Raw genomic sequence first — 17,089 nt, 5'->3', positions numbered from 1 at the left:
TGTGGCAGTACGCCGCAAGCCCGTCCGCCGTTGGATTCAGCGCTTCAGCGGCTCGATGACCTGCTCGATGGCGCCGAAAATCGAGGCTCCCGAGGCGTCGGTGACGTCGATGCGCAGGCTGTCGCCGAACGTCAGGAACGGCGTGGTCGGCTTTCCGTCGCGCAGCGTTTCCACCGTGCGCTGCTCCGCCAGGCACGAGGCACCCTTGCTGGTGTCTTCGTTGGCGATGGTGCCGGAGCCCACGATGGTGCCAGCCGTCAGCGGACGGGTCTTGGCCGCATGCGCCACCAGCTGGGCAAAGTTGAACTGCATATCGACGCCGCACTCGGCCTCGCCAAACCACTTGCCGTTGAGCCAGGTGCGCATGGGTAGGTGCAGCTTTTCGTCCTGCCAAGCGTCGCCCAGTTCGTCCGGGGTCACCAGCACCGGCGACAGCGCGGAACGCGGCTTGGACTGCAGGAAGCCGAAACCCTTGGCCAGCTCGGCCGGAATCAGGCCGCGCAGCGACACGTCGTTGACCAGACCAACCAGCTGGATGTGGCCTGCGGCCTGAGCCGGCGTCGGCGCCATCGGCACATCGTCGGTGACCACGACGACTTCGGCTTCCAGATCGATCCCGTAGTCCTCGCTCGGCACCACCACCGGATCGCGGGGGCCAAGGAAACCGGCACTGACCGCCTGATACATCAGCGGGTCGACGTAGAAGGATTCCGGCACCTCGGCGCCACGGGCGCGACGCACGCGCTCGACGTGAGGCAGGTAGGCGGAACCGTCGACGAACTCGTAGGCACGGGGCAGTGGCGAGGCGAGCGTGGTCATATCCAGCGCGAAGGCACCGCTGGCCTTGCCGGCGTTCAGGTCATCGGACAGCGCATTGAGGCGCGGCGCCACGTTCGACCAATCGTCCAGCGCGGCCTGCATAGTGGCGGCAATGCCAGTCGCCTTGACGGCCTTGGTCAGGTCGCGGCTGACTACGATGAGCGTGCCGTCGCGACCACCTTCCTTCAGTGAACCCAGTTTCATGCTTTGCTCCGTCGGCGGCGCCGTGGCGCCAACCTTTAATCTTGATTGGTTCGAGGCTTACTTGCCGGTGAAATGCTTGCGGATGCCCTGCCAGCACTCGTAGTAATTGCCCTGCAGTTGCGGCGCTTCCAGCGCCTGCCGGGTCGGGTGGATCACGCGCCGCGTTTCGAACATGAAAGCCATGGTCCCCGTGATCACGTCCGGCCTGGACAGGTCAGCGGCGGAGGCTTTCTCGAACGTGGCGGCATCCGGTCCGTGCCCGCTCATGCAATTGTGCAGCGAAGCGCCGCCCGGCACGAAGCCTTCGGCCTTGGCGTCATAGGCGCCGGTGATCAGGCCCATGAACTCGCTGGCGATATTGCGGTGGAACCACGGCGGACGGAAGGTGTTCTGCGCCACCAGCCAACGCGGCGGGAAAATCACGAAATCCAGGTTGCTCACGCCGGCCGTATCGCTCGGCGAATGCAGCACCAGGAAGATGCTCGGGTCCGGGTGGTCGTAGCTTATCGAGCCAATGGTGTTGAAGCGGCGCAGGTCGTATTTGTACGGCGCGTAATTGCCGTGCCAGCCCACCACGTCCAGCGGCGAATGATCGATGGCGGCGCGCCACAAGCCCCCCTGGAACTTGGTGATCAGCTCGAACTTGCCTTCCACATCTTCATAGGCTGCTACCGGCGTGAGGAAATCGCGCGGGTTGGCCAAACCATTGCTACCAATGGGTCCCAGGTCCGGCAAGCGCAGCATGGCGCCAAAGTTTTCGGCGATATAGCCGCGCGCCGCATCGTCCAGCAGCTCGACACGGAAGCGCACGCCGCGCGGAATCACGGCGATTTCCAGCGGCTCCAGCTCGATCACGCCCAACTCGGTCGCCAGCTTCAGGCGCCCCTGTTGCGGCACGATCAGCAGCTCGCCGTCTGCGTTGTAGAAGTAGCGGCCCTGCATCGAGCGGTTCGCGGCGTACATGTGGATGGCCACGCCCGACTGCTCATTGGCGCCGCCATTACCTGCCATGGTGATCAAGCCGTCGACAAAGTCGGTGGGCTCGGTGGGCAGCGGCAGCGGATCCCAACGCAACTGGTTTGGGTTGGCCGGCACTTCGTTGAATCGATTGTGGAAGCGGCCTTCCGGCATGGCCTCGAACGGGTGATGCATCGCAGCAGGACGAATGCGGTAGAGCCAGCTGCGGCGATTGCTATGGCGCGGCGCCGTAAAGGCCGTGCCTGAAAGCTGCTCCGCATACAGCCCATGGGCCACGCGCTGGGGCGAGTTCTGCCCTTCGGGCAATACACCCGGCATGGCCTCGGTGGCGAATTCGTTGGCGAAACCAGACTGGTACTGCTGCTTGCTGGCTGACATGGAAGCTCCGCGATCTGCCTGAAGATGGCGGTGTCATAGTCGACGCCGCACGACCCGATTACTCTTGTCTCAAGACTGTTGGCCCGCCTCGCTCATGGAATGAGGCGTTGTTCTCTTACTGCAACGATACCGAAGGAAACCGCATGTCCGACTCGTACTCCTCACTTGGCCAAGCCGCCGGCACAACCTCGATCAAGGACCTCGTCCAGCCCATTGCCTCCGGCAAGGGTTGGATGAAATTCTTGGGCGTGATGTTCATCATCGGCGGAGCCCTTTATGCAATTACCATCGTCGGCATCATTTTCGCATGGCTGCCCATCTGGATCGGCGTGTTGCTGATGCAGTCTGCTGGCGCCCTTGAGCGCGCCCAGCTGAGCGACGACATCACCGCGATGAAAGAAGGCTTGTCGAAGCTGCGCACTTACTTCGTGATCCAGGGCGTCATGATGATCGTCGCCATTGCCCTGTGGGTACTGGCCATGATTTTCTACGGCGCCATGTTCGCGGCCATGATGAAGAACGGCACCTTTCCGCACTGATCACCTTTACACCGTGGCCGCCTTGCGGCGGCCACGGTGCACGAAGCTTCTTACAGGAAGCCGCGCTTCATCTGGTCGCGCTCGATCGACTCGAACAGCGCCTGGAAGTTGCCTTCACCGAACCCCTCGTTGCCCTTGCGCTGGATGATCTCGAAGAAGATCGGTCCAATGTTGTTCTGCGTGAAGATCTGCAGCAGTTTGCGCTGCTTGGTCTCCAGGTCGGCGTCGATCAGGATCTTGTTCTTGGCCAGGCGCGGCACATCTTCGCCGTGGTTCGGAATGCGCATGTCGATCACGTCGAAATACGTATCCGGCGTATCGAGGAACTCCACGCCCTGCTCGCGCATCGCTTCCACCGTGTCGTAGATGTTGTCGGTGAACATGGCGATGTGCTGAATGCCTTCGCCGTGATAGGCGTCGAGGTATTCGTTGATCTGCGACTTCGGATCGCTCGACTCGTTGAGCGGAATGCGCACGATGCCATCCGGTGCGGTCATGGCCTTGGACACCAGGCCGGTCTTGGCACCCTTGATGTCGAAATAGCGGATCTCGCGGAAGTTGAACAGACGCTCGTAGTAGTCCGACCACTTCTGCATGTTGCCGAAGTAGAGGTTGTGCGTGAGGTGATCGATAAAGGTGAGGCCGAAACCCTTCGGGTTCTGCTCGGCACCCGGGATCGCCTCGTAGTCGCCGTCGTAGATGCTGCCTTTGTCGCCGTAACGGTCGACCAGATACAGCATGCAGTCGCCGATACCCTTCACCACCGGAGCGTTCACCGCCTTGGTGCGCTCAGCCTTCTCGTCCACCGCTTCGCCGCCATTGGACATCACCGTGACGCGCACGTCGTTGGAAGGCTTCTGGAAACGAATGGCGAAACCCGCTGCACACGGACCGTGAGCCTTGGCGAATTCAGCAGCAAAGGAGTCCGGATCCTCGTTTACCAGCAGGTTCACGCCGCCCTGGCGATAAACGGTGATGGGACGCGACTTGTGCTTGAGCACCGCGCTGAAGCCCATGGTCTTGAACAGCGTGTGCAGCTCATGGCTACGGCCCTCTGGTGCGGCAAACTCAACGAATTCGAAGCCGTTGATGCCCATCGGGTTTTCGAAGGTAGTGACCTGCATGCCAAGATTGGGCTGCGCGCTCATGGGAATCTCCTGACGGATCGATGCTCTATGGCCTACGCAAAGCGTGCGACCATCCTGATAATCCTGACGTTATAGTTACATATGAAACCATTTGCAAGGAGCGTCGCACCAGTGCCAGAAGAACGCCACCCCGACCATGCACCGCTGGAGCTGGAGCACTTTCTGCCCTACCGGCTTTCGATCCTTTCCAATGCCGTTAGCCAGGCCATTGCCGACGATTATCAGCGTCGATTTGACCTGAGCATGACGGAGTGGCGTGTGATGGCCGTGCTGGCCCGTTTTGACGGCCTGTCGGCCCGCGAGGTAGCCGAACGCACGCTCATGGATAAGGTGGCTGTGAGTCGCGCCTTGGCCAAACTGGTGGAATCAGGCTGGGTCACCCGCGCCACCCACGATGGCGACAAGCGCCGCTCGGTGCTGGGCTTAAGCGAGGCCGGCTGGGCCATCCATGAGGTGGTGGCGCCAATGGCCCGCGACCACGAACGCAATCTTCTGTCCAAGCTGGACGAAGAGGAGCGCACCTGGCTGATGCGCATCCTGGACAAGCTTCAGGCGATCGAGCCGAAGTAAGTGCCGGCCGCCGGCTTTTGCTCGTCATTCCCGCGAAGGCGGGAATCCAGTGACTTTCAACGTGCCAAAAGCTTAAAGACACTGGATTCCCGCCTTCGCGGGAATGCCATTCCGTAGGCAGGGTGCCTGGCTCTCTTACTTCACGCCATGCATCAAGCGATTGATCAGCGGCGCGATGATGAAAAGCAGCGCGCCCGCGCCCAGCAATGACCAGAAACCGAAGGTATAGCCGTTCAACGCAGACGTCACCGTCATGCCGTTTTCGCCGCTGACGTGGCCAGCGAAGATGCCCGACAGGTTGTTGCCGATGCCGGTGGAAAGGAACCAGCCGCCCATGCCGAAGCCGACCAGACGCAGCGGCGCCAGCTTGGTCACCATCGACAGGCCGATCGGCGACAGGCACAGCTCGCCCACCGACTGGATCACGTAGACCATGAAGAGCGTCCAGAACGGGATCTTGCCCTGCTCGCTCACCAGGCTGGACAGCGCGAACATCAGCAGCAGGAAGGCCAGGCCGTTGAAAATCAGGCCCAGGCCGAACTTACGGGGAATGGACGGGTTACGGTTCTTCATGGCCACCCAGATCCAGGCAATCACCGGCGCCAGCGCGATGATGGCAATGGAGTTGACCGACTGGAACCACGCCGTGGGGAACTCGAAGCTGCCCATCTGGCGATTGACGATCTTGTCGGCCAGGAAGGTGAACGAGCTGCCCGCCTGCTCGAAGAACATCCAGAACAGCACGTTGAACGCGAAGATGATCAGCATGGCGATCACGCGGTCACGCTGCACCTTGCCCTCGCGGATGCCCTCCGCCAGCAGCAGTGCCGCCAGCCCCAGGAACAGAATCGTCAGCACCCACTGCAGGAAGCCCGCACCAGCCGCCAGCAGGAAATAGACCAGCGGAATACCCACCAGCGTACCGAGCAACACGTAAACCACGCGCATGCGGTTCTCGCCACCCAGCGGCGGACGGCCGATGTCGTTGAGACCACGACGGCCCACCCAGAACCAGAACAGGCTGATCAGCATGCCCACGCCCGAGGCGATGAACACGTACTTGTAGCTGGGCATGGAGTTGCTGCCAAACACCGCCTTGGCCAGCCACTCGGTCAGCACCGGCGAAATCATCGCGCCGAGGTTGATGCCCATATAGAAGATGGTGAATCCGCTATCCCGGCGCTCATCACCGATGCCGTAGAGCTTGCCCACCATGGCGGAAATATTCGGCTTGAACAGGCCGTTGCCCACAATGATGGTGGCCAGGCCCAGCTCGAAGATGTGCTTCTCGGGAATGGCGATGGCGAACAGGCCCGCCGACATCACCACGGCGCCGACCAGGATGGAGCGCTGGTAACCCAGTACACGGTCCGCGATATAGCCGCCGAAGATGGCCGCCGCGTACACCAGCGCCAGGTAGGCGCCATAGGTGCGACCCGCCGGGGCCTCGCCCGTCGCGTCACCGCCGAAGAACTGCGAAACGATGTACAGCACCAGCGCCCAGCGAATGCCGTAGAACGCGAAGCGCTCCCAGAACTCGGTCATGAACAGCATCCACAGCGGTCGTGGATGGCCCATGGTGGTGGGGAATTCGGGCACCTTCGGTGCGGTGGTGGTGGTATCGCTCATGCGTTCCCCTTGGCTGCAGGTACGGCACTCACGTGCCAGTCGAAACTTCTTGCGGATCGAAACATGTAACCGCTGACTGAGGCGGCGTCAAATGCGCCGCAGCATACCTGTTTCGTCAGGTACCCAGCTCAGTGCGGACATCCAGCAGTTCGGGGAAAAACTCCAGGTCCAGCGCCTTCTTCAAGAAGGCCACCCCGGAGGAACCGCCGGTGCCGCGCCGATGCCCGATGATCCGCTCCACCGTTTTCATATGGCGGAAACGCCAGAGCTGGAAACTACCCTCCATGTCCACCAGCTGTTCGCACATGTGGTATTCCGGCCAATACGTCGCGCGGTTTTCGTAAATGCGTTTGAACACAGGCAACAGCGACGCATGCCGTTGATACGGTTGCGACCAGTCGCGCTGGGTCAGTTCCGTCGCCACGTCGTGGCCGCGGCGCGCCAGGTAGCACAGGAATTCGTCATACAGGCTCGGCGCGTTCAACACGTCGGCCAACGCGGCTTGCGCCACGGGGTCATAGGCAAACACCTGCAGCATCTGGGCGTTCTTGTTGCCCATCAGGAATTCAATCTGCCGGTATTGCAGCGACTGGAAGCCCGAGGAGGAACCCAGCACGCCGCGGAATTCCAGGTACTCGGAAGGCGTCAGCGTTTCCAGCACCGCCCACTGCTCAAACAGCTGGCGCTGCACCTGCTTCACGCGCGCCAGGATCTTCAGGCAGGGGTCCAGGTCATCGCGGCGCAGATGCGCCAGGGCGGACTTCAGCTCGTGGATGATCAGCTTCATCCACAGCTCGGCCACCTGGTGCTGCACGATGAACAGCATCTCGTCGTGATGCGGCGGGTTGCTGAGCGGCTGCTGCGAAGAAAGCAGCGTATCCAGCCGCAGGTAGCCGCCATACGTAAGCCGCCCGTTAAGGTCGAGTTCGATGCCGGCCTCGAGATCGCGCTGATTCTCGGTCATGACCTTCCTGATCGCGGGAAAAGCCCATGGTAACCGTTGTCGCGGCACCCTCCGTACGAGGCCGCATGCTGCACCGTGCCTTGCGGCGCAACATGGCCACCTGTAACAATTTCTGTCTTGCTCAGGGCTTTACGTCCACCGCTGGCCCCACTGGATGGGCCGCCGACGCCCCGGCACTCCATATCCCCACCATTACTCACTCCGGGAGCGAGTCGTGTCCATCGCCGCCAAGTTTGAAATCGAATACCTGCAGTATCTCGACGCTGAAGGTAAGCAGGTTCGTGATGACCTGCCTGAATTCGCCAAAGACCTTAACCACATGGTTGAGCTGTACAAGCTGATGATGTCGACCCGCGTGTTCGACGCGAAGTCGGTGGCCCTGCAGCGCACCGGCAAGCTCGGCACCTACGCCAGCTGTCTTGGCCATGAGGCCGCCCACGTCGGCATCGGCAGCGCCATGAAACCGGAAGACGTGTTCGCCCCGAGCTACCGCGAATACGGTGCACAGCTCTACCGCGGCGTGCAGCCGCGCGAGGTGTACATGTACTGGGGCGGCGACGAGCGCGGCAACGACTACCAGAAGGAACCGGCGCGCCACGACTTCGCGTGGTCGGTGCCGATTGCCACGCAGTGCCTGCACGCCGCCGGTTCCGCACTGGCGTTCAAGATCCGCAACGAAAAGCGCGTCGCCGTGTGCACCATCGGTGACGGTGGTTCGTCCAAGGGCGACTTCTACGGCGCCATCAACATCGCCGGTGCGCAGAACCTGCCGATGGTGGCAGTGATCGTGAACAACCAATGGGCCATTTCGGTGCCGCGCAAGATCCAGTCCGGCGCGCCGACGCTTGCCCAGAAGGGCATCGCTGCCGGCCTGTTCTGCATCCAGGTCGACGGTAACGACATCATCGCCGTGCGCAAGGCGATGGAAGACGCGCTGGAACGTGCACGCAACGGCCAGGGTGGTTCGGTGATCGAGGCCGTGACCTATCGCCTCTCCGACCACACCACCGCCGACGACGCCCGCCGCTACCGCGGTGAGCAGGAAGTGAAGGACGCCTGGGCGAAGGAGCCGATGAAGCGTCTGCGCGCATGGCTCGTCGCCAAGGGCGTGTGGGACGACGCCAAGGAAGAAGCCTGGAAGACCGAGTGCGACGATTGGATGGACAACGAGGTCAACGCTTACCTCGAGACCAAGACCCAGCCGGTCACGGCGATGTTCGACTACACCTTCGCCGAAGTCCCCGCCGATCTCGCCAAGCAGCGCGATCTCGCCATCCAGCTCGACAAGAAGGCGCACTAAGTCATGGCACAGATCACTCTTATCGAAGCCGTCACCCAGGCTCTCGCGTATGAAATGGCCCACGACGAAAGCGTCGTGGTGCTGGGCGAAGACGTTGGCGTCAACGGCGGCGTGTTCCGCGCCACCCAGGGCCTGCAGGAAAAGTTCGGCGAACTGCGCGTGCTCGACACGCCGCTGGACGAAACCACCATTGCCGGCGTCACGGTCGGCATGGCCGCCCAGGGCATGAAGCCGGTGGCCGAAGCGCAATTCGAAGGCTTCATCTACCCGATGATGGAGCAGATCGCCTGCCACGCCGCCCGTCTGCGCAACCGCACCCGCGGCCGCATCACCGTGCCGGCCGTGTGGCGTGCACCGTGGGGCGGCGGCATCCGTGCGCCGGAGCACCACTCCGAGGCGAACGAACACCTGTTCACCAACATCCCGGGCCTGCGCGTGGTGATGCCGTCGTCGCCGGCACGTGCCTACGGCCTGCTGCTCGCCGCCATCCGCGATCCGGATCCGGTGATGTTCTTCGAGCCCAAGCGCATCTACCGCCAGTACAAGGAAGAAGTGCCCGATGACGGCGAGGCCCTGCCGCTGGACGTGTGCTTCGTGCTGCGCGACGGCACCGACGTCACCATCGTGACCTGGGGCGCCCAGGTGAAGGAAGCGCTGGAAGCCGCCGATGAACTGGCCGCCGAAGGCATCAGCGCCGAAGTCATCGACGTCGCCACGCTGACCCCGCTCGACTTTGACACCATTGCCGAGTCGGTGCAGAAGACCGGCCGTTGCGTGATCGTGCATGAAGCCCCGAAGACCGCCGGCTTCGGCGCGGAAATCGCCGCGCGCATCGCCGAGGAATGCCTGTACGACCTGCTGGCGCCGGTCGAGCGCGTTACCGGCTTCGACACGCACATTCCGCTGTTCCGTCTTGAAATGAAGTACCTGCCGAGCACCGAGCGCGTGGTGGAAGCCGCCAAGCGCACGATGGCAGCGTCGTAACCGAACACTTCAACGAAGCGTCATTCCGGCGAAGGCCGGAATCCAGTGAAATACGTGGTGCGAAGCACGCAAAACCTTCCGCGACGACCGAGCGACATCGCCCTGGATCCCGGCCCTTGCCCCCTTTTGTGGGGTGCGCCGGGATGACGCAAAATGAAATTCTCCGCCTGACCACGGAATTCCGAACATGGCTGACATCAAGACGTTCTACCTCCCCGACCTCGGCGAAGGCCTCCCCGACGCAACCATCGTCGAATGGCACGTGAAGGAAGGCGACACCATCAAGCTCGACGCCCCGCTGGTGTCGATGGAAACCGCCAAGGCCGTCGTCGACGTGCCGTCGCCGTACACCGGCAAGGTCACCAAGCTGCACGGCGCTGCCGGCGACATCATTGAAACCGGCGCCGCGCTGGCCGAGTTCGAGCCTGACCCGAACGCCAAGCAGCGTGCCGAAGCCGAATCCACCGGCCATCACCACGGCCCGAAGAAGGGCGCCGGTAGCCCGGCCCCCGATCACAAGGTCGTCGCCTCCGATGAAGGCGGCGAGATCGAAAGCAACGACAAGGCCGATCGTGAAGACGAAGGCACCGTGGTCGGCGCCATGATCAGCGGCAACGCTGTGCACGTGGAACAGGCCAGCAACGTCGGCGGCGTGAAGGCCGTGCCGGCGGTACGTGCGCTCGCCAAGAAGCTCAAGGTCGACCTGACCCGCGTGCGCCCGACCGGCGCCGACGGCGTGGTCACCCTGCAGGACGTGAAGAACGCCGCCGCCAACGGCACCGCCGCACTGGGCGCCGCCCCGGCCCGCAGCGTGCCCGCCTCGGCCGGCCGTCACCTGGCGCCGGAACTGCCGGAGCAGGGCCCTGCCCCGAGCCGCACGCCGGTGTCGCTTGCCGGCAAGCCGGTGCGCACGGCCCCGCCGAGCGTGGCCGTGACCGGCCAGCCGGAACAGCTGAAGGGTGTACGCCGCAACATGGCGCGCGTGATGGCCGAAGCCCACGCCAACGTGGTGCCGACCACCCTGGTGGACGATGCCGACCTGCACGCCTGGATTGGCAAGCAGGACATCACCGCCCGCCTGATCCGCGCCATCGTTGCCGCATGCAAGACGGTGCCGGCACTCAATGCGTGGTTCGACGGCAAGAACCTCACCCGCACGCTGCACCAGCACGTGGACATCGGCATTGCCGTGGACACCGAGGAAGGCCTGTTCGTGCCGGCCCTGCGCAATGCTGACGTGCTCGATGGCGCCGGCATCCGCGCCGCCATCAAGCGCCTGCGTACGTCGGTGGAAGATCGCTCCATCCCGGCGTCGGAGCTCTCGGGCTACACCATCAGCCTGTCAAACTTCGGCATGTTCGCTGGTCGTTACGCCACGCCGGTTGTCGTGCCGCCGTGCGTTGCCATCATCGGCGCGGGCAAGCTGAGCCACGACGTGGTGGCCGTGATGGGTGGCATCGAAGTGCATCGCCGCATGCCGATCTCGCTCACCTTCGACCATCGCGCCGCCACCGGCGGTGAAGCCGCGCGCTTCCTCAAGGCGCTGCTGGACGATTTGTCGTCGCCGAACTAAGGCAGCCTGCTCCACGAAAAAGCCCCGGTCATGCCGGGGCTTTTTTTATGCTCGAACTAAGTGGAGTGACACCATTCACCGTACGTCTCAGGGGCCAAGAATCGTCATTCCCGCGAAAGCGGGAATCCAGTGACTTTTAGGGCGTCGAAGAGCGAAGGCACTGGATTCCCGCTTTCGCGGGAATGACGGTTCTTTGTGGTGGAGCCCGAAAAAAAGCCCCGGCCTGGCCGGGGCTTTTTTATGCGCGTATCGGCCCAGTCAGTAATGCCGCGCAAAATGCTCCACCGTGTGATCCAGCGCCTTGCGCCAGCGTTGCTCCAACACGGGGCTGTATTCCGGATCGTGCTCGCGAATCGCTTCCAGCAAGCTCTTGGTCCAATACGGATACAGCTCCGGCTGCACTGGACAGCGACCACCACGGCTATGCGCGCCTGCCATCTGCTCAATCGTGCGCTTCGTCAGCGTGCTGCCCCCGGCGTGCGCTATCGCGGCGCTGATGCCGCGACGCAAGGCAAGGTTCTGCTTGCTGAAGTCCGTGTGCGTGAACATCGCCCGGATATCCGGATGGCTGTCCATGAAAATTTCGTAGAAACGGGCAATGAAATGCCCATGCTGCAGACAGCGGCCATAGCTTGTCTGCAAATCGTCGAACGTGTCACTCATACCTACCTCGAACATGGCCGTGCCATCACCCACAGCGCGGCACCGTAACACGCGCTCGCCGTTTGCCAGTTCAGGCATATCGTCGCAATGCATCAGAAAAGGCGCATTTTCCCCGCGTTGACAGCGCATCCACTTACTAGCGCTATACGATCAGCACAGACGTCGTGGAGAACCCGCCATGCATCACAGCCGCCTGTGCACCATCGTCATCGACTGCAAGACGAATAACCTCGCCGAATCGGCCACGTTCTGGAGCCATGCCCTGGGCAAGTCCATCGTCACGGTGGACCAGGATGGCGACGGCAAGTATGCCGAACTCGCTACCGAACACGATGAGCCGATCATCCTGCTGCAAAAAGTGGAACACGAAAGCCGCGTGCACCTGGATATTGAAACGGACAACCTCGAAGCCGAAGTGGAGCGGCTGGAGAAACTGGGTGCCACGCGAGTGGCCTGCGTGCGCGAGCGCTGGTGGGTCATGCAGGCGCCGAGCGGTCATCGCTTCTGCGTGGTGCGTCCGCAACGCGAACATTTCGGCCCTCACCTGAATCGCTGGGAGTAACCGCGTCACCATCATGCACGCCATCACTCTCGCTTTCGTCACCACTGGCTGACACCATGCGCTCACGGCTGCAGCGCTTCATGCCAGGGTTGCATCAGCTGCTGCATTACCGGCGCGAGTGGCTGCGCGCCGATCTGCAGGCCGGCCTGTCCGTTGCTGCCGTCGCGCTGCCTATCAACATCGCCTATGCGCAACTGGCCGGCTTCAGCCCGATCATCGGCTTGTACAGCACCGTATTGCCGATGATCGTGTATGCGCTGTTCGGATCGTCCCGGCAGCTGATTGTCGGCCCCGACGCATCCACCTGCGCCATGCTCGGTGCCACCCTGATGCCGTTGGCCACGCCAGGCACAGACGCGTACCAGGCCTATGCGATGGCACTCACCATCCTCACCGGCGTGCTGTGCCTGATCGCTGCACGGTTCCGCCTGGGCTTTCTCGCGGATTTTCTTTCGCGCCCCATCCTGGTCGGCCTGCTCAACGGCGTCGCTGTCGTCATTCTGGCCAGTCAGCTAGGCAGGGTGCTTGGTATGACGGCCGAAGGCAGCGATACGATCAGCCAGGTGCATTCGGTATTCACACATCTGACTGACGTGCATGTACCCACCGCACTGCTGTCCGCTGGCACCCTCGTGTTGTACTTTGCACTGAAGGCATCTTGGCGACGTGGCCCGGCAGCGCTGATCGCATTGGCCGGTGCCGCCGTCATCACCTGGGCTCTGCGCTTGACCGATCGCGGCGTCGCCGTTGTCGGCGCGCTGCCGACCGGGCTGCCACACTGGGTGATGCCGGACCTGCCCCACCAGTTGCTTGGCACGCTGGCTCCTGCAGCGGGAGCACTCGCACTGATTACCTTCAGCAGCGGCATGTTCACCAGCCGCAGTTTCGCCGCAAAGAACGGCTATCACGTGAACGGCGATCAGGAGTTCCTTGCGCTGGGCATCTCCCACCTCGCCAGCGCCGCGTGCCAGGGTTTCGCGGTGAGCGGCTCCAGCTCTCGCACGGCCATGAATGACAGCTCGGGCGGCAAGAGCCGGCTGGTTTCGATCATCGCCGCGCTCGCCATCCTGTTGGTGATGACGTTGTTCACCCAGGTGCTGGCGATGCTGCCCATCGCTGCGCTGAGCACCATCCTGGTCGCCGCTGCACTCAGCCTGATTGATCTCGGTGGACTGCGCGAACTCCGGCACTTCAGCCGTAGCGAGCACGTTATTGCTTGGATCACCGTGGTCGGCGTGGTGCTGTTCGGCGTGATGTCCGGCATTCTGCTGGCCGTGGCGATGGCGCTGCTCTATTTTCTATCGCACGTGGCGCGACCGACGGAGCAACAGTTTGGGCAGATCGATGGCCAGGCAGGCTTCTACGAACTGGCGCACTACCCCGAGGCGCACGCCATCCCCGGCTTTCTGATCTATCGCTTCGAGTCGCCGTTGACGTTTTTCAACGCCGACTATTTCCGGCGCCGCGTCGCGCACCTGGCGAAGGAGCAGCACCCACACTGGATGGTCATCGACGCCATCTCGATGACGAAGAACGACATCACCGGCTTCCTCGCCATCGACGATTTGCGACGCACCCTGGGAAAGCAAGGTATCCAGCTGGTGATCGCGGGGCGTACCGTGCAGTTGGTGAAGCGCATGACCGACGCCGGCCTGCCGCCTGAGCGCACCGGCATCCTCTACTACCCTTCACGGCAGGCGGCGCTGCTCGCCTATCGCCAACAACACGGCGACTTCACCGCGACGGCCGAAAGCACCCTGTAGGAGCGCACTTGTGCGCGACCGCGGCGCCACGACGTTTCCGCTCCGCAGGCTTGTCGCGCACAAGTGCGCTCCTACAAAGAGAAGGAAACACCGACGCCTTCAGTCATCGCGAACATTGCGCGCAACCAACTCCGACGGCATGGCGACACCACCACAACCACCGAAAACCCCTTGTAGGAGCGCACCTTGTGCGCGACCGCGGCGCCACGACGTTTCCGCTCCGTAGGCTTGTCGCGCACAGGGTGCGCTCCTACAAAGACAAGGAAACGCCCGTTCGCGAACATTCGCGTAACCAACTCCGACGGCATGGCGACACCACCACAACCACCGAAAACCCCTTGTAGGAGCGCACCTTGTGCGCGACCGTGGCGCCACGACGTTTCCGCTCCGTAGGCTTGTCGCGCACAGGGTGCGCTCCTACAAAGAGAAGGAAACGCCCGCGCCTTCAGTCATCGCGAACATTCCGCGTAACCAACTCCGACAGCACGGCGACACCACCACAACCACCGAAAACCTCTTGTAGGAGCGCACTTGTGCGCGACCGCGGCGCCGTGACGTTTCCGCTCCGTAGGCTTGTCGCGCACAAGTGCGCTCCTACAGAGAGCGGAAACCGCCGGCGTCTTCAGTAATCGCGGATATCCAGCGCAACAAAGCCACGCACGCTGTAGCCAGCCCCATCGGCAGGCCATGTCAGCGAGGCGAGCAGGCGATCGCCGGCAGGCCACGGCGCATTGTCCAGCAGGGCCTCGGCGCTGACCTGGCCATCATCACCACGACGATAGAACAGGCGCACCCAATGCAACTCGGGGCTCAGCGCTTCGCTCTGCAACGCGGTACGCAACGCAGGCACCAGATCCTCCGGCGCTTGCACATGCTCGCTGGTCGACTGCAGCGGCCCGACAAACACATCCCAGGTGCGCACGCCCATATCCCAGGCATGCAACTGCATCTGGCGTTCGTCGGTGACATACCAGCAAGCCGCCAGCAGCACATGGAACACACTGCGCTCGAAAGCATCCAGCGCATCACGACACGCGGCTTCGCCGCTGCCCTTGCCTGCAAAACTTTCCTCGATATGGCGCTCTTCGCTGAGCACCACATCCACATCCAGACGCCCGGGCTCGCTCGCGGCGCCGTCGTGCCAGATGGCGCGAACGGCAGGGAAATCGCCATCCGTCATCAGCCATTCCTCGTCGGGTTCCAGCTCCACGTCGTGGCGCTCGAACAAGCGAAGCAGATATTTCTGGAGTTCTGTGTCTTGCATCGAAAGGGTTTCCGTCTATCAACGTGCCTGCGGGCGCCAAACGAGATGACGCACGATCAGCGCCAGCACCAGTACCACCACACAACCGCCATAGCCATACAACGCCGGCAATACCTGCTGCCAGATGGCGCCGCTGCTGGGACCAAACTCGCCCGCCACCGGCACCGTCGCCGTGTCGAAAGCGGTGGTGGCGCATTGCACGGTGGCAAACGCCGCCAGCAGCAACGCCGCCACGTCAAATGTGCGGCGTGGCCGCGTGCGCGGCAGGCTCTTGGGGTAAGCCCAATACGCCCAGCTCAAAACGAGCAGCCACGGAATCAGCAACAGAATGGGGAGATAACGCATGGGTCAGATCACTCGGCGCGGGCGTTGGCAATGATCACTCTTGCGTGGCCAGCTGTTCCAGCGCGCCACGCAGGCGCACCAGCGCTTCGTCACGGGCCGGCTCACCGTCGTAGGTGGGCGTGGCAGCCACGTGCTCGCCATCGAGCTCCAGCACCAGCGCCAACGGCTGCACGTGAAGCACAGCAGCAGCGCCCAGCTCCTTGATGCGCTTCTGCAGCACACCCGCGGCCTTGGGGTCGGCAAACGACTTCGACAGCAACAGCTCTTCACCATCACCGGAGAACAGGCGGAAGCGGAAGCTGCCATCGCCGTCGCGGAAGCTTGCAAAGCGCGGCGCCTTGCCGGCCTTGGCGGCCGCCTTCGCGGCGCTGGCCTGCGGTGCAACGGAAACGCCCGAGCGCAGGCCGATGGCGTCGCGCAGTTCAGCCACCTTCGGCGCGGCGATGGCGCGTGCCTTGCGGGCGCCTTCCTGCAAAATCTCTTCAATCACGGCCGGACGTGCGATCAATGCGTCGTAGCTTTCGCGCATCGGCGCGACGTCTGCCTCGATACGCTCAAACAGCACCTGCTTGGCCTCACCCCAGCCGATGCCGTTCACCAGCGCCTGACGGAATGCGGTCGATTCGGCCTCACTGGCAAAGGCGCGGAAGATGGTGAACAGCGACGAGCTGTCCGGGTCTTTCGCTTCACCCGGCAAACGCGAATCGGTGACGATGCGCATGATGGTTTCGCGCAACTGCTTCTGCCCGCCGGCGAACAGCGGAATGGTGTTGTCGTAGCTCTTGGACATCTTGCGACCGTCCAGGCCTGGCAACGTGGCCACCTGTTCCTCGATCACCACTTCCGGCTGCACGAAAAATTCGCGGCCGTAGATATGGTTGAAACGCTGCGCGATATCGCGCGCCATTTCGATGTGCTGGATCTGGTCGCGACCCACCGGCACCTTGTTCGCGTTGAACGCCAGGATGTCGGCGGCCATCAGCACGGGATACATGTACAGACCCGCGGTAACGCCGGCATCCGGGTCTTCACCGGTTTCCGCATTCTTGTCCACCGCCGCCTTGTACGCGTGGGCGCGATTGAGCAGCCCCTTCGCCGTGACGCAGGTGAGGAACCAGGTCAGCTCCGGAATCTCGGGGATATCCGACTGACGATAGAACGTGACCTTCTGCGGATCGAGACCAGCGGCCAGCCACGTCGCGGCAATCTCCAGACGGGAGCGCTCGATACGTGCCGGATCGTCGCTCTTGATCAGCGCGTGGTAGTCGGCCATGAAATAGAACGCATCCACGTCATCACGCCAACTAGCCGCCACCGCCGGGCGGATCGCGCCGACATAGTTACCGAGATGCGGTGTGCCAGTGGTGGTGATGCCAGTGAGTACGCGGGTTTTCATGAGCTCTCGT

The 17,089-nt window shown here is 62.9% G+C and carries 16 protein-coding genes; 7 read left to right on the top strand and 9 right to left on the bottom strand.

Features of this window, described 5'->3' with window-relative positions:
• Positions 1-36: 36 nt before the first annotated feature.
• Positions 37-1,023 carry a fumarylacetoacetate hydrolase family protein gene (locus tag AC0GUR_RS14205; protein ID WP_472878147.1) on the bottom strand — a complete coding sequence of 329 codons (987 nt, stop codon included), beginning with the start codon at positions 1,021-1,023 and terminating at the stop codon, positions 37-39.
• A gap of 57 nt (positions 1,024-1,080) precedes the next feature.
• Positions 1,081-2,379, bottom strand: a complete 1,299-nt coding sequence (gene hmgA / locus AC0GUR_RS14200; protein WP_472878146.1) for a homogentisate 1,2-dioxygenase — start codon at positions 2,377-2,379, stop codon at positions 1,081-1,083.
• 143 nt (positions 2,380-2,522) lie between these two features.
• On the opposite strand from hmgA, the gene AC0GUR_RS14195 reads away from it, so the two are divergent.
• Entirely contained in the window at positions 2,523-2,918 is a 396-nt protein-coding gene (locus AC0GUR_RS14195) for a DUF5362 domain-containing protein (protein ID WP_472878145.1), read from the top strand.
• A gap of 50 nt (positions 2,919-2,968) precedes the next feature.
• Here AC0GUR_RS14195 and hppD read toward each other — a convergent pair whose 3' ends face one another.
• Positions 2,969-4,066: a 4-hydroxyphenylpyruvate dioxygenase gene (hppD, locus tag AC0GUR_RS14190; RefSeq protein WP_472878144.1), complete on the bottom strand. Its 1,098-nt coding sequence runs from the start codon at positions 4,064-4,066 to the stop codon at positions 2,969-2,971.
• A gap of 81 nt (positions 4,067-4,147) precedes the next feature.
• On the opposite strand from hppD, the gene AC0GUR_RS14185 reads away from it, so the two are divergent.
• Complete coding sequence (locus AC0GUR_RS14185; RefSeq protein WP_472878143.1) at positions 4,148-4,636, top strand: MarR family winged helix-turn-helix transcriptional regulator; 489 nt, start codon at positions 4,148-4,150, stop codon at positions 4,634-4,636.
• A 135-nt stretch (positions 4,637-4,771) separates the two neighbouring features.
• On the opposite strand, the gene AC0GUR_RS14180 is transcribed toward AC0GUR_RS14185, so the two are convergent.
• Both AC0GUR_RS14180 and AC0GUR_RS14175 read right to left on the bottom strand, forming a co-directional pair.
• The gene (locus tag AC0GUR_RS14180) at positions 4,772-6,265 is read right to left on the bottom strand and encodes a peptide MFS transporter (protein ID WP_472878142.1); all 1,494 of its coding nucleotides are present in this window, start codon (positions 6,263-6,265) and stop codon (positions 4,772-4,774) included.
• A 115-nt stretch (positions 6,266-6,380) separates the two neighbouring features.
• Positions 6,381-7,229, bottom strand: coding sequence for a tryptophan 2,3-dioxygenase (locus AC0GUR_RS14175; protein ID WP_472878141.1), 849 nt, complete (start codon positions 7,227-7,229; stop codon positions 6,381-6,383).
• 214 nt (positions 7,230-7,443) lie between these two features.
• Between AC0GUR_RS14175 and pdhA the strand changes: the two genes are divergently transcribed.
• The 3 genes from pdhA (at position 7,444) to AC0GUR_RS14160 (ending at position 11,086) form a co-directional block, all read left to right on the top strand.
• Complete coding sequence (gene pdhA, locus AC0GUR_RS14170) at positions 7,444-8,529, top strand: pyruvate dehydrogenase (acetyl-transferring) E1 component subunit alpha (protein ID WP_472878140.1); 1,086 nt, start codon at positions 7,444-7,446, stop codon at positions 8,527-8,529.
• A 3-nt stretch (positions 8,530-8,532) separates the two neighbouring features.
• Positions 8,533-9,513: an alpha-ketoacid dehydrogenase subunit beta gene (locus AC0GUR_RS14165; RefSeq protein WP_187058206.1), complete on the top strand. Its 981-nt coding sequence runs from the start codon at positions 8,533-8,535 to the stop codon at positions 9,511-9,513.
• A 187-nt stretch (positions 9,514-9,700) separates the two neighbouring features.
• Positions 9,701-11,086 (top strand): dihydrolipoamide acetyltransferase family protein, encoded by a 1,386-nt coding sequence (locus tag AC0GUR_RS14160; protein ID WP_472878139.1) that lies wholly within the window; start codon positions 9,701-9,703, stop codon positions 11,084-11,086.
• A gap of 258 nt (positions 11,087-11,344) precedes the next feature.
• On the opposite strand, the gene AC0GUR_RS14155 is transcribed toward AC0GUR_RS14160, so the two are convergent.
• A complete protein-coding gene (locus tag AC0GUR_RS14155; RefSeq protein WP_472878138.1) occupies positions 11,345-11,827 on the bottom strand; it encodes a globin domain-containing protein in 483 nt (160 codons plus the stop codon).
• Positions 11,828-11,927: 100 nt separating this feature from the next.
• Between AC0GUR_RS14155 and AC0GUR_RS14150 the strand changes: the two genes are divergently transcribed.
• Together AC0GUR_RS14150 and AC0GUR_RS14145 are read left to right on the top strand one after the other, a co-directional pair.
• Positions 11,928-12,311 carry a VOC family protein gene (locus AC0GUR_RS14150; protein WP_472878137.1) on the top strand — a complete coding sequence of 128 codons (384 nt, stop codon included), beginning with the start codon at positions 11,928-11,930 and terminating at the stop codon, positions 12,309-12,311.
• Between the two features lie 56 nt (positions 12,312-12,367).
• Complete coding sequence (locus AC0GUR_RS14145; protein WP_472878136.1) at positions 12,368-14,074, top strand: SulP family inorganic anion transporter; 1,707 nt, start codon at positions 12,368-12,370, stop codon at positions 14,072-14,074.
• A gap of 622 nt (positions 14,075-14,696) precedes the next feature.
• Here the strand turns inward: AC0GUR_RS14145 and AC0GUR_RS14140 are convergent.
• From AC0GUR_RS14140 to AC0GUR_RS14130, 3 genes are read right to left on the bottom strand one after another with little or no spacing between them, the layout of a single operon-like run.
• Positions 14,697-15,338: a DUF6348 family protein gene (locus AC0GUR_RS14140; RefSeq protein ID WP_472878135.1), complete on the bottom strand. Its 642-nt coding sequence runs from the start codon at positions 15,336-15,338 to the stop codon at positions 14,697-14,699.
• Between the two features lie 18 nt (positions 15,339-15,356).
• A complete protein-coding gene (locus AC0GUR_RS14135) occupies positions 15,357-15,683 on the bottom strand; it encodes a hypothetical protein (RefSeq protein ID WP_472878134.1) in 327 nt (108 codons plus the stop codon).
• Between the two features lie 34 nt (positions 15,684-15,717).
• Positions 15,718-17,079, bottom strand: coding sequence for a tryptophan--tRNA ligase (locus AC0GUR_RS14130; RefSeq protein ID WP_472878133.1), 1,362 nt, complete (start codon positions 17,077-17,079; stop codon positions 15,718-15,720).
• Between the last annotated feature and the right edge of the window lie 10 nt (positions 17,080-17,089).

It is taken from the genome of Dyella sp. PARNA 12/25 (assembly GCF_055702865.1).
The sequence above is the reverse complement of the archived record's forward strand: the minus strand, read 5'-3'. Positions and strand labels throughout refer to the sequence as shown.

What these genes read in the sequence shown, in the direction of transcription:
- AC0GUR_RS14150 (WP_472878137.1), top strand. Translation starts at nt 11,928, where the DNA reads ATGCATCACAGCCGCCTGTGCACCATCGTCATCGACTGCAAGACGAAT.
- AC0GUR_RS14140 (WP_472878135.1), bottom strand. Translation starts at nt 15,338, where the DNA reads ATGCAAGACACAGAACTCCAGAAATATCTGCTTCGCTTGTTCGAGCGC.
- AC0GUR_RS14180 (WP_472878142.1), bottom strand. Translation starts at nt 6,265, where the DNA reads ATGAGCGATACCACCACCACCGCACCGAAGGTGCCCGAATTCCCCACC.
- AC0GUR_RS14145 (WP_472878136.1), top strand. Translation starts at nt 12,368, where the DNA reads ATGCGCTCACGGCTGCAGCGCTTCATGCCAGGGTTGCATCAGCTGCTG.
- AC0GUR_RS14205 (WP_472878147.1), bottom strand. Translation starts at nt 1,023, where the DNA reads ATGAAACTGGGTTCACTGAAGGAAGGTGGTCGCGACGGCACGCTCATC.
- AC0GUR_RS14165 (WP_187058206.1), top strand. Translation starts at nt 8,533, where the DNA reads ATGGCACAGATCACTCTTATCGAAGCCGTCACCCAGGCTCTCGCGTAT.
- AC0GUR_RS14175 (WP_472878141.1), bottom strand. Translation starts at nt 7,229, where the DNA reads ATGACCGAGAATCAGCGCGATCTCGAGGCCGGCATCGAACTCGACCTT.
- AC0GUR_RS14135 (WP_472878134.1), bottom strand. Translation starts at nt 15,683, where the DNA reads ATGCGTTATCTCCCCATTCTGTTGCTGATTCCGTGGCTGCTCGTTTTG.
- hmgA (WP_472878146.1), bottom strand. Translation starts at nt 2,379, where the DNA reads ATGTCAGCCAGCAAGCAGCAGTACCAGTCTGGTTTCGCCAACGAATTC.
- AC0GUR_RS14185 (WP_472878143.1), top strand. Translation starts at nt 4,148, where the DNA reads ATGAAACCATTTGCAAGGAGCGTCGCACCAGTGCCAGAAGAACGCCAC.
- AC0GUR_RS14195 (WP_472878145.1), top strand. Translation starts at nt 2,523, where the DNA reads ATGTCCGACTCGTACTCCTCACTTGGCCAAGCCGCCGGCACAACCTCG.
- hppD (WP_472878144.1), bottom strand. Translation starts at nt 4,066, where the DNA reads ATGAGCGCGCAGCCCAATCTTGGCATGCAGGTCACTACCTTCGAAAAC.
- AC0GUR_RS14130 (WP_472878133.1), bottom strand. Translation starts at nt 17,079, where the DNA reads ATGAAAACCCGCGTACTCACTGGCATCACCACCACTGGCACACCGCAT.
- AC0GUR_RS14155 (WP_472878138.1), bottom strand. Translation starts at nt 11,827, where the DNA reads ATGCCTGAACTGGCAAACGGCGAGCGCGTGTTACGGTGCCGCGCTGTG.
- AC0GUR_RS14160 (WP_472878139.1), top strand. Translation starts at nt 9,701, where the DNA reads ATGGCTGACATCAAGACGTTCTACCTCCCCGACCTCGGCGAAGGCCTC.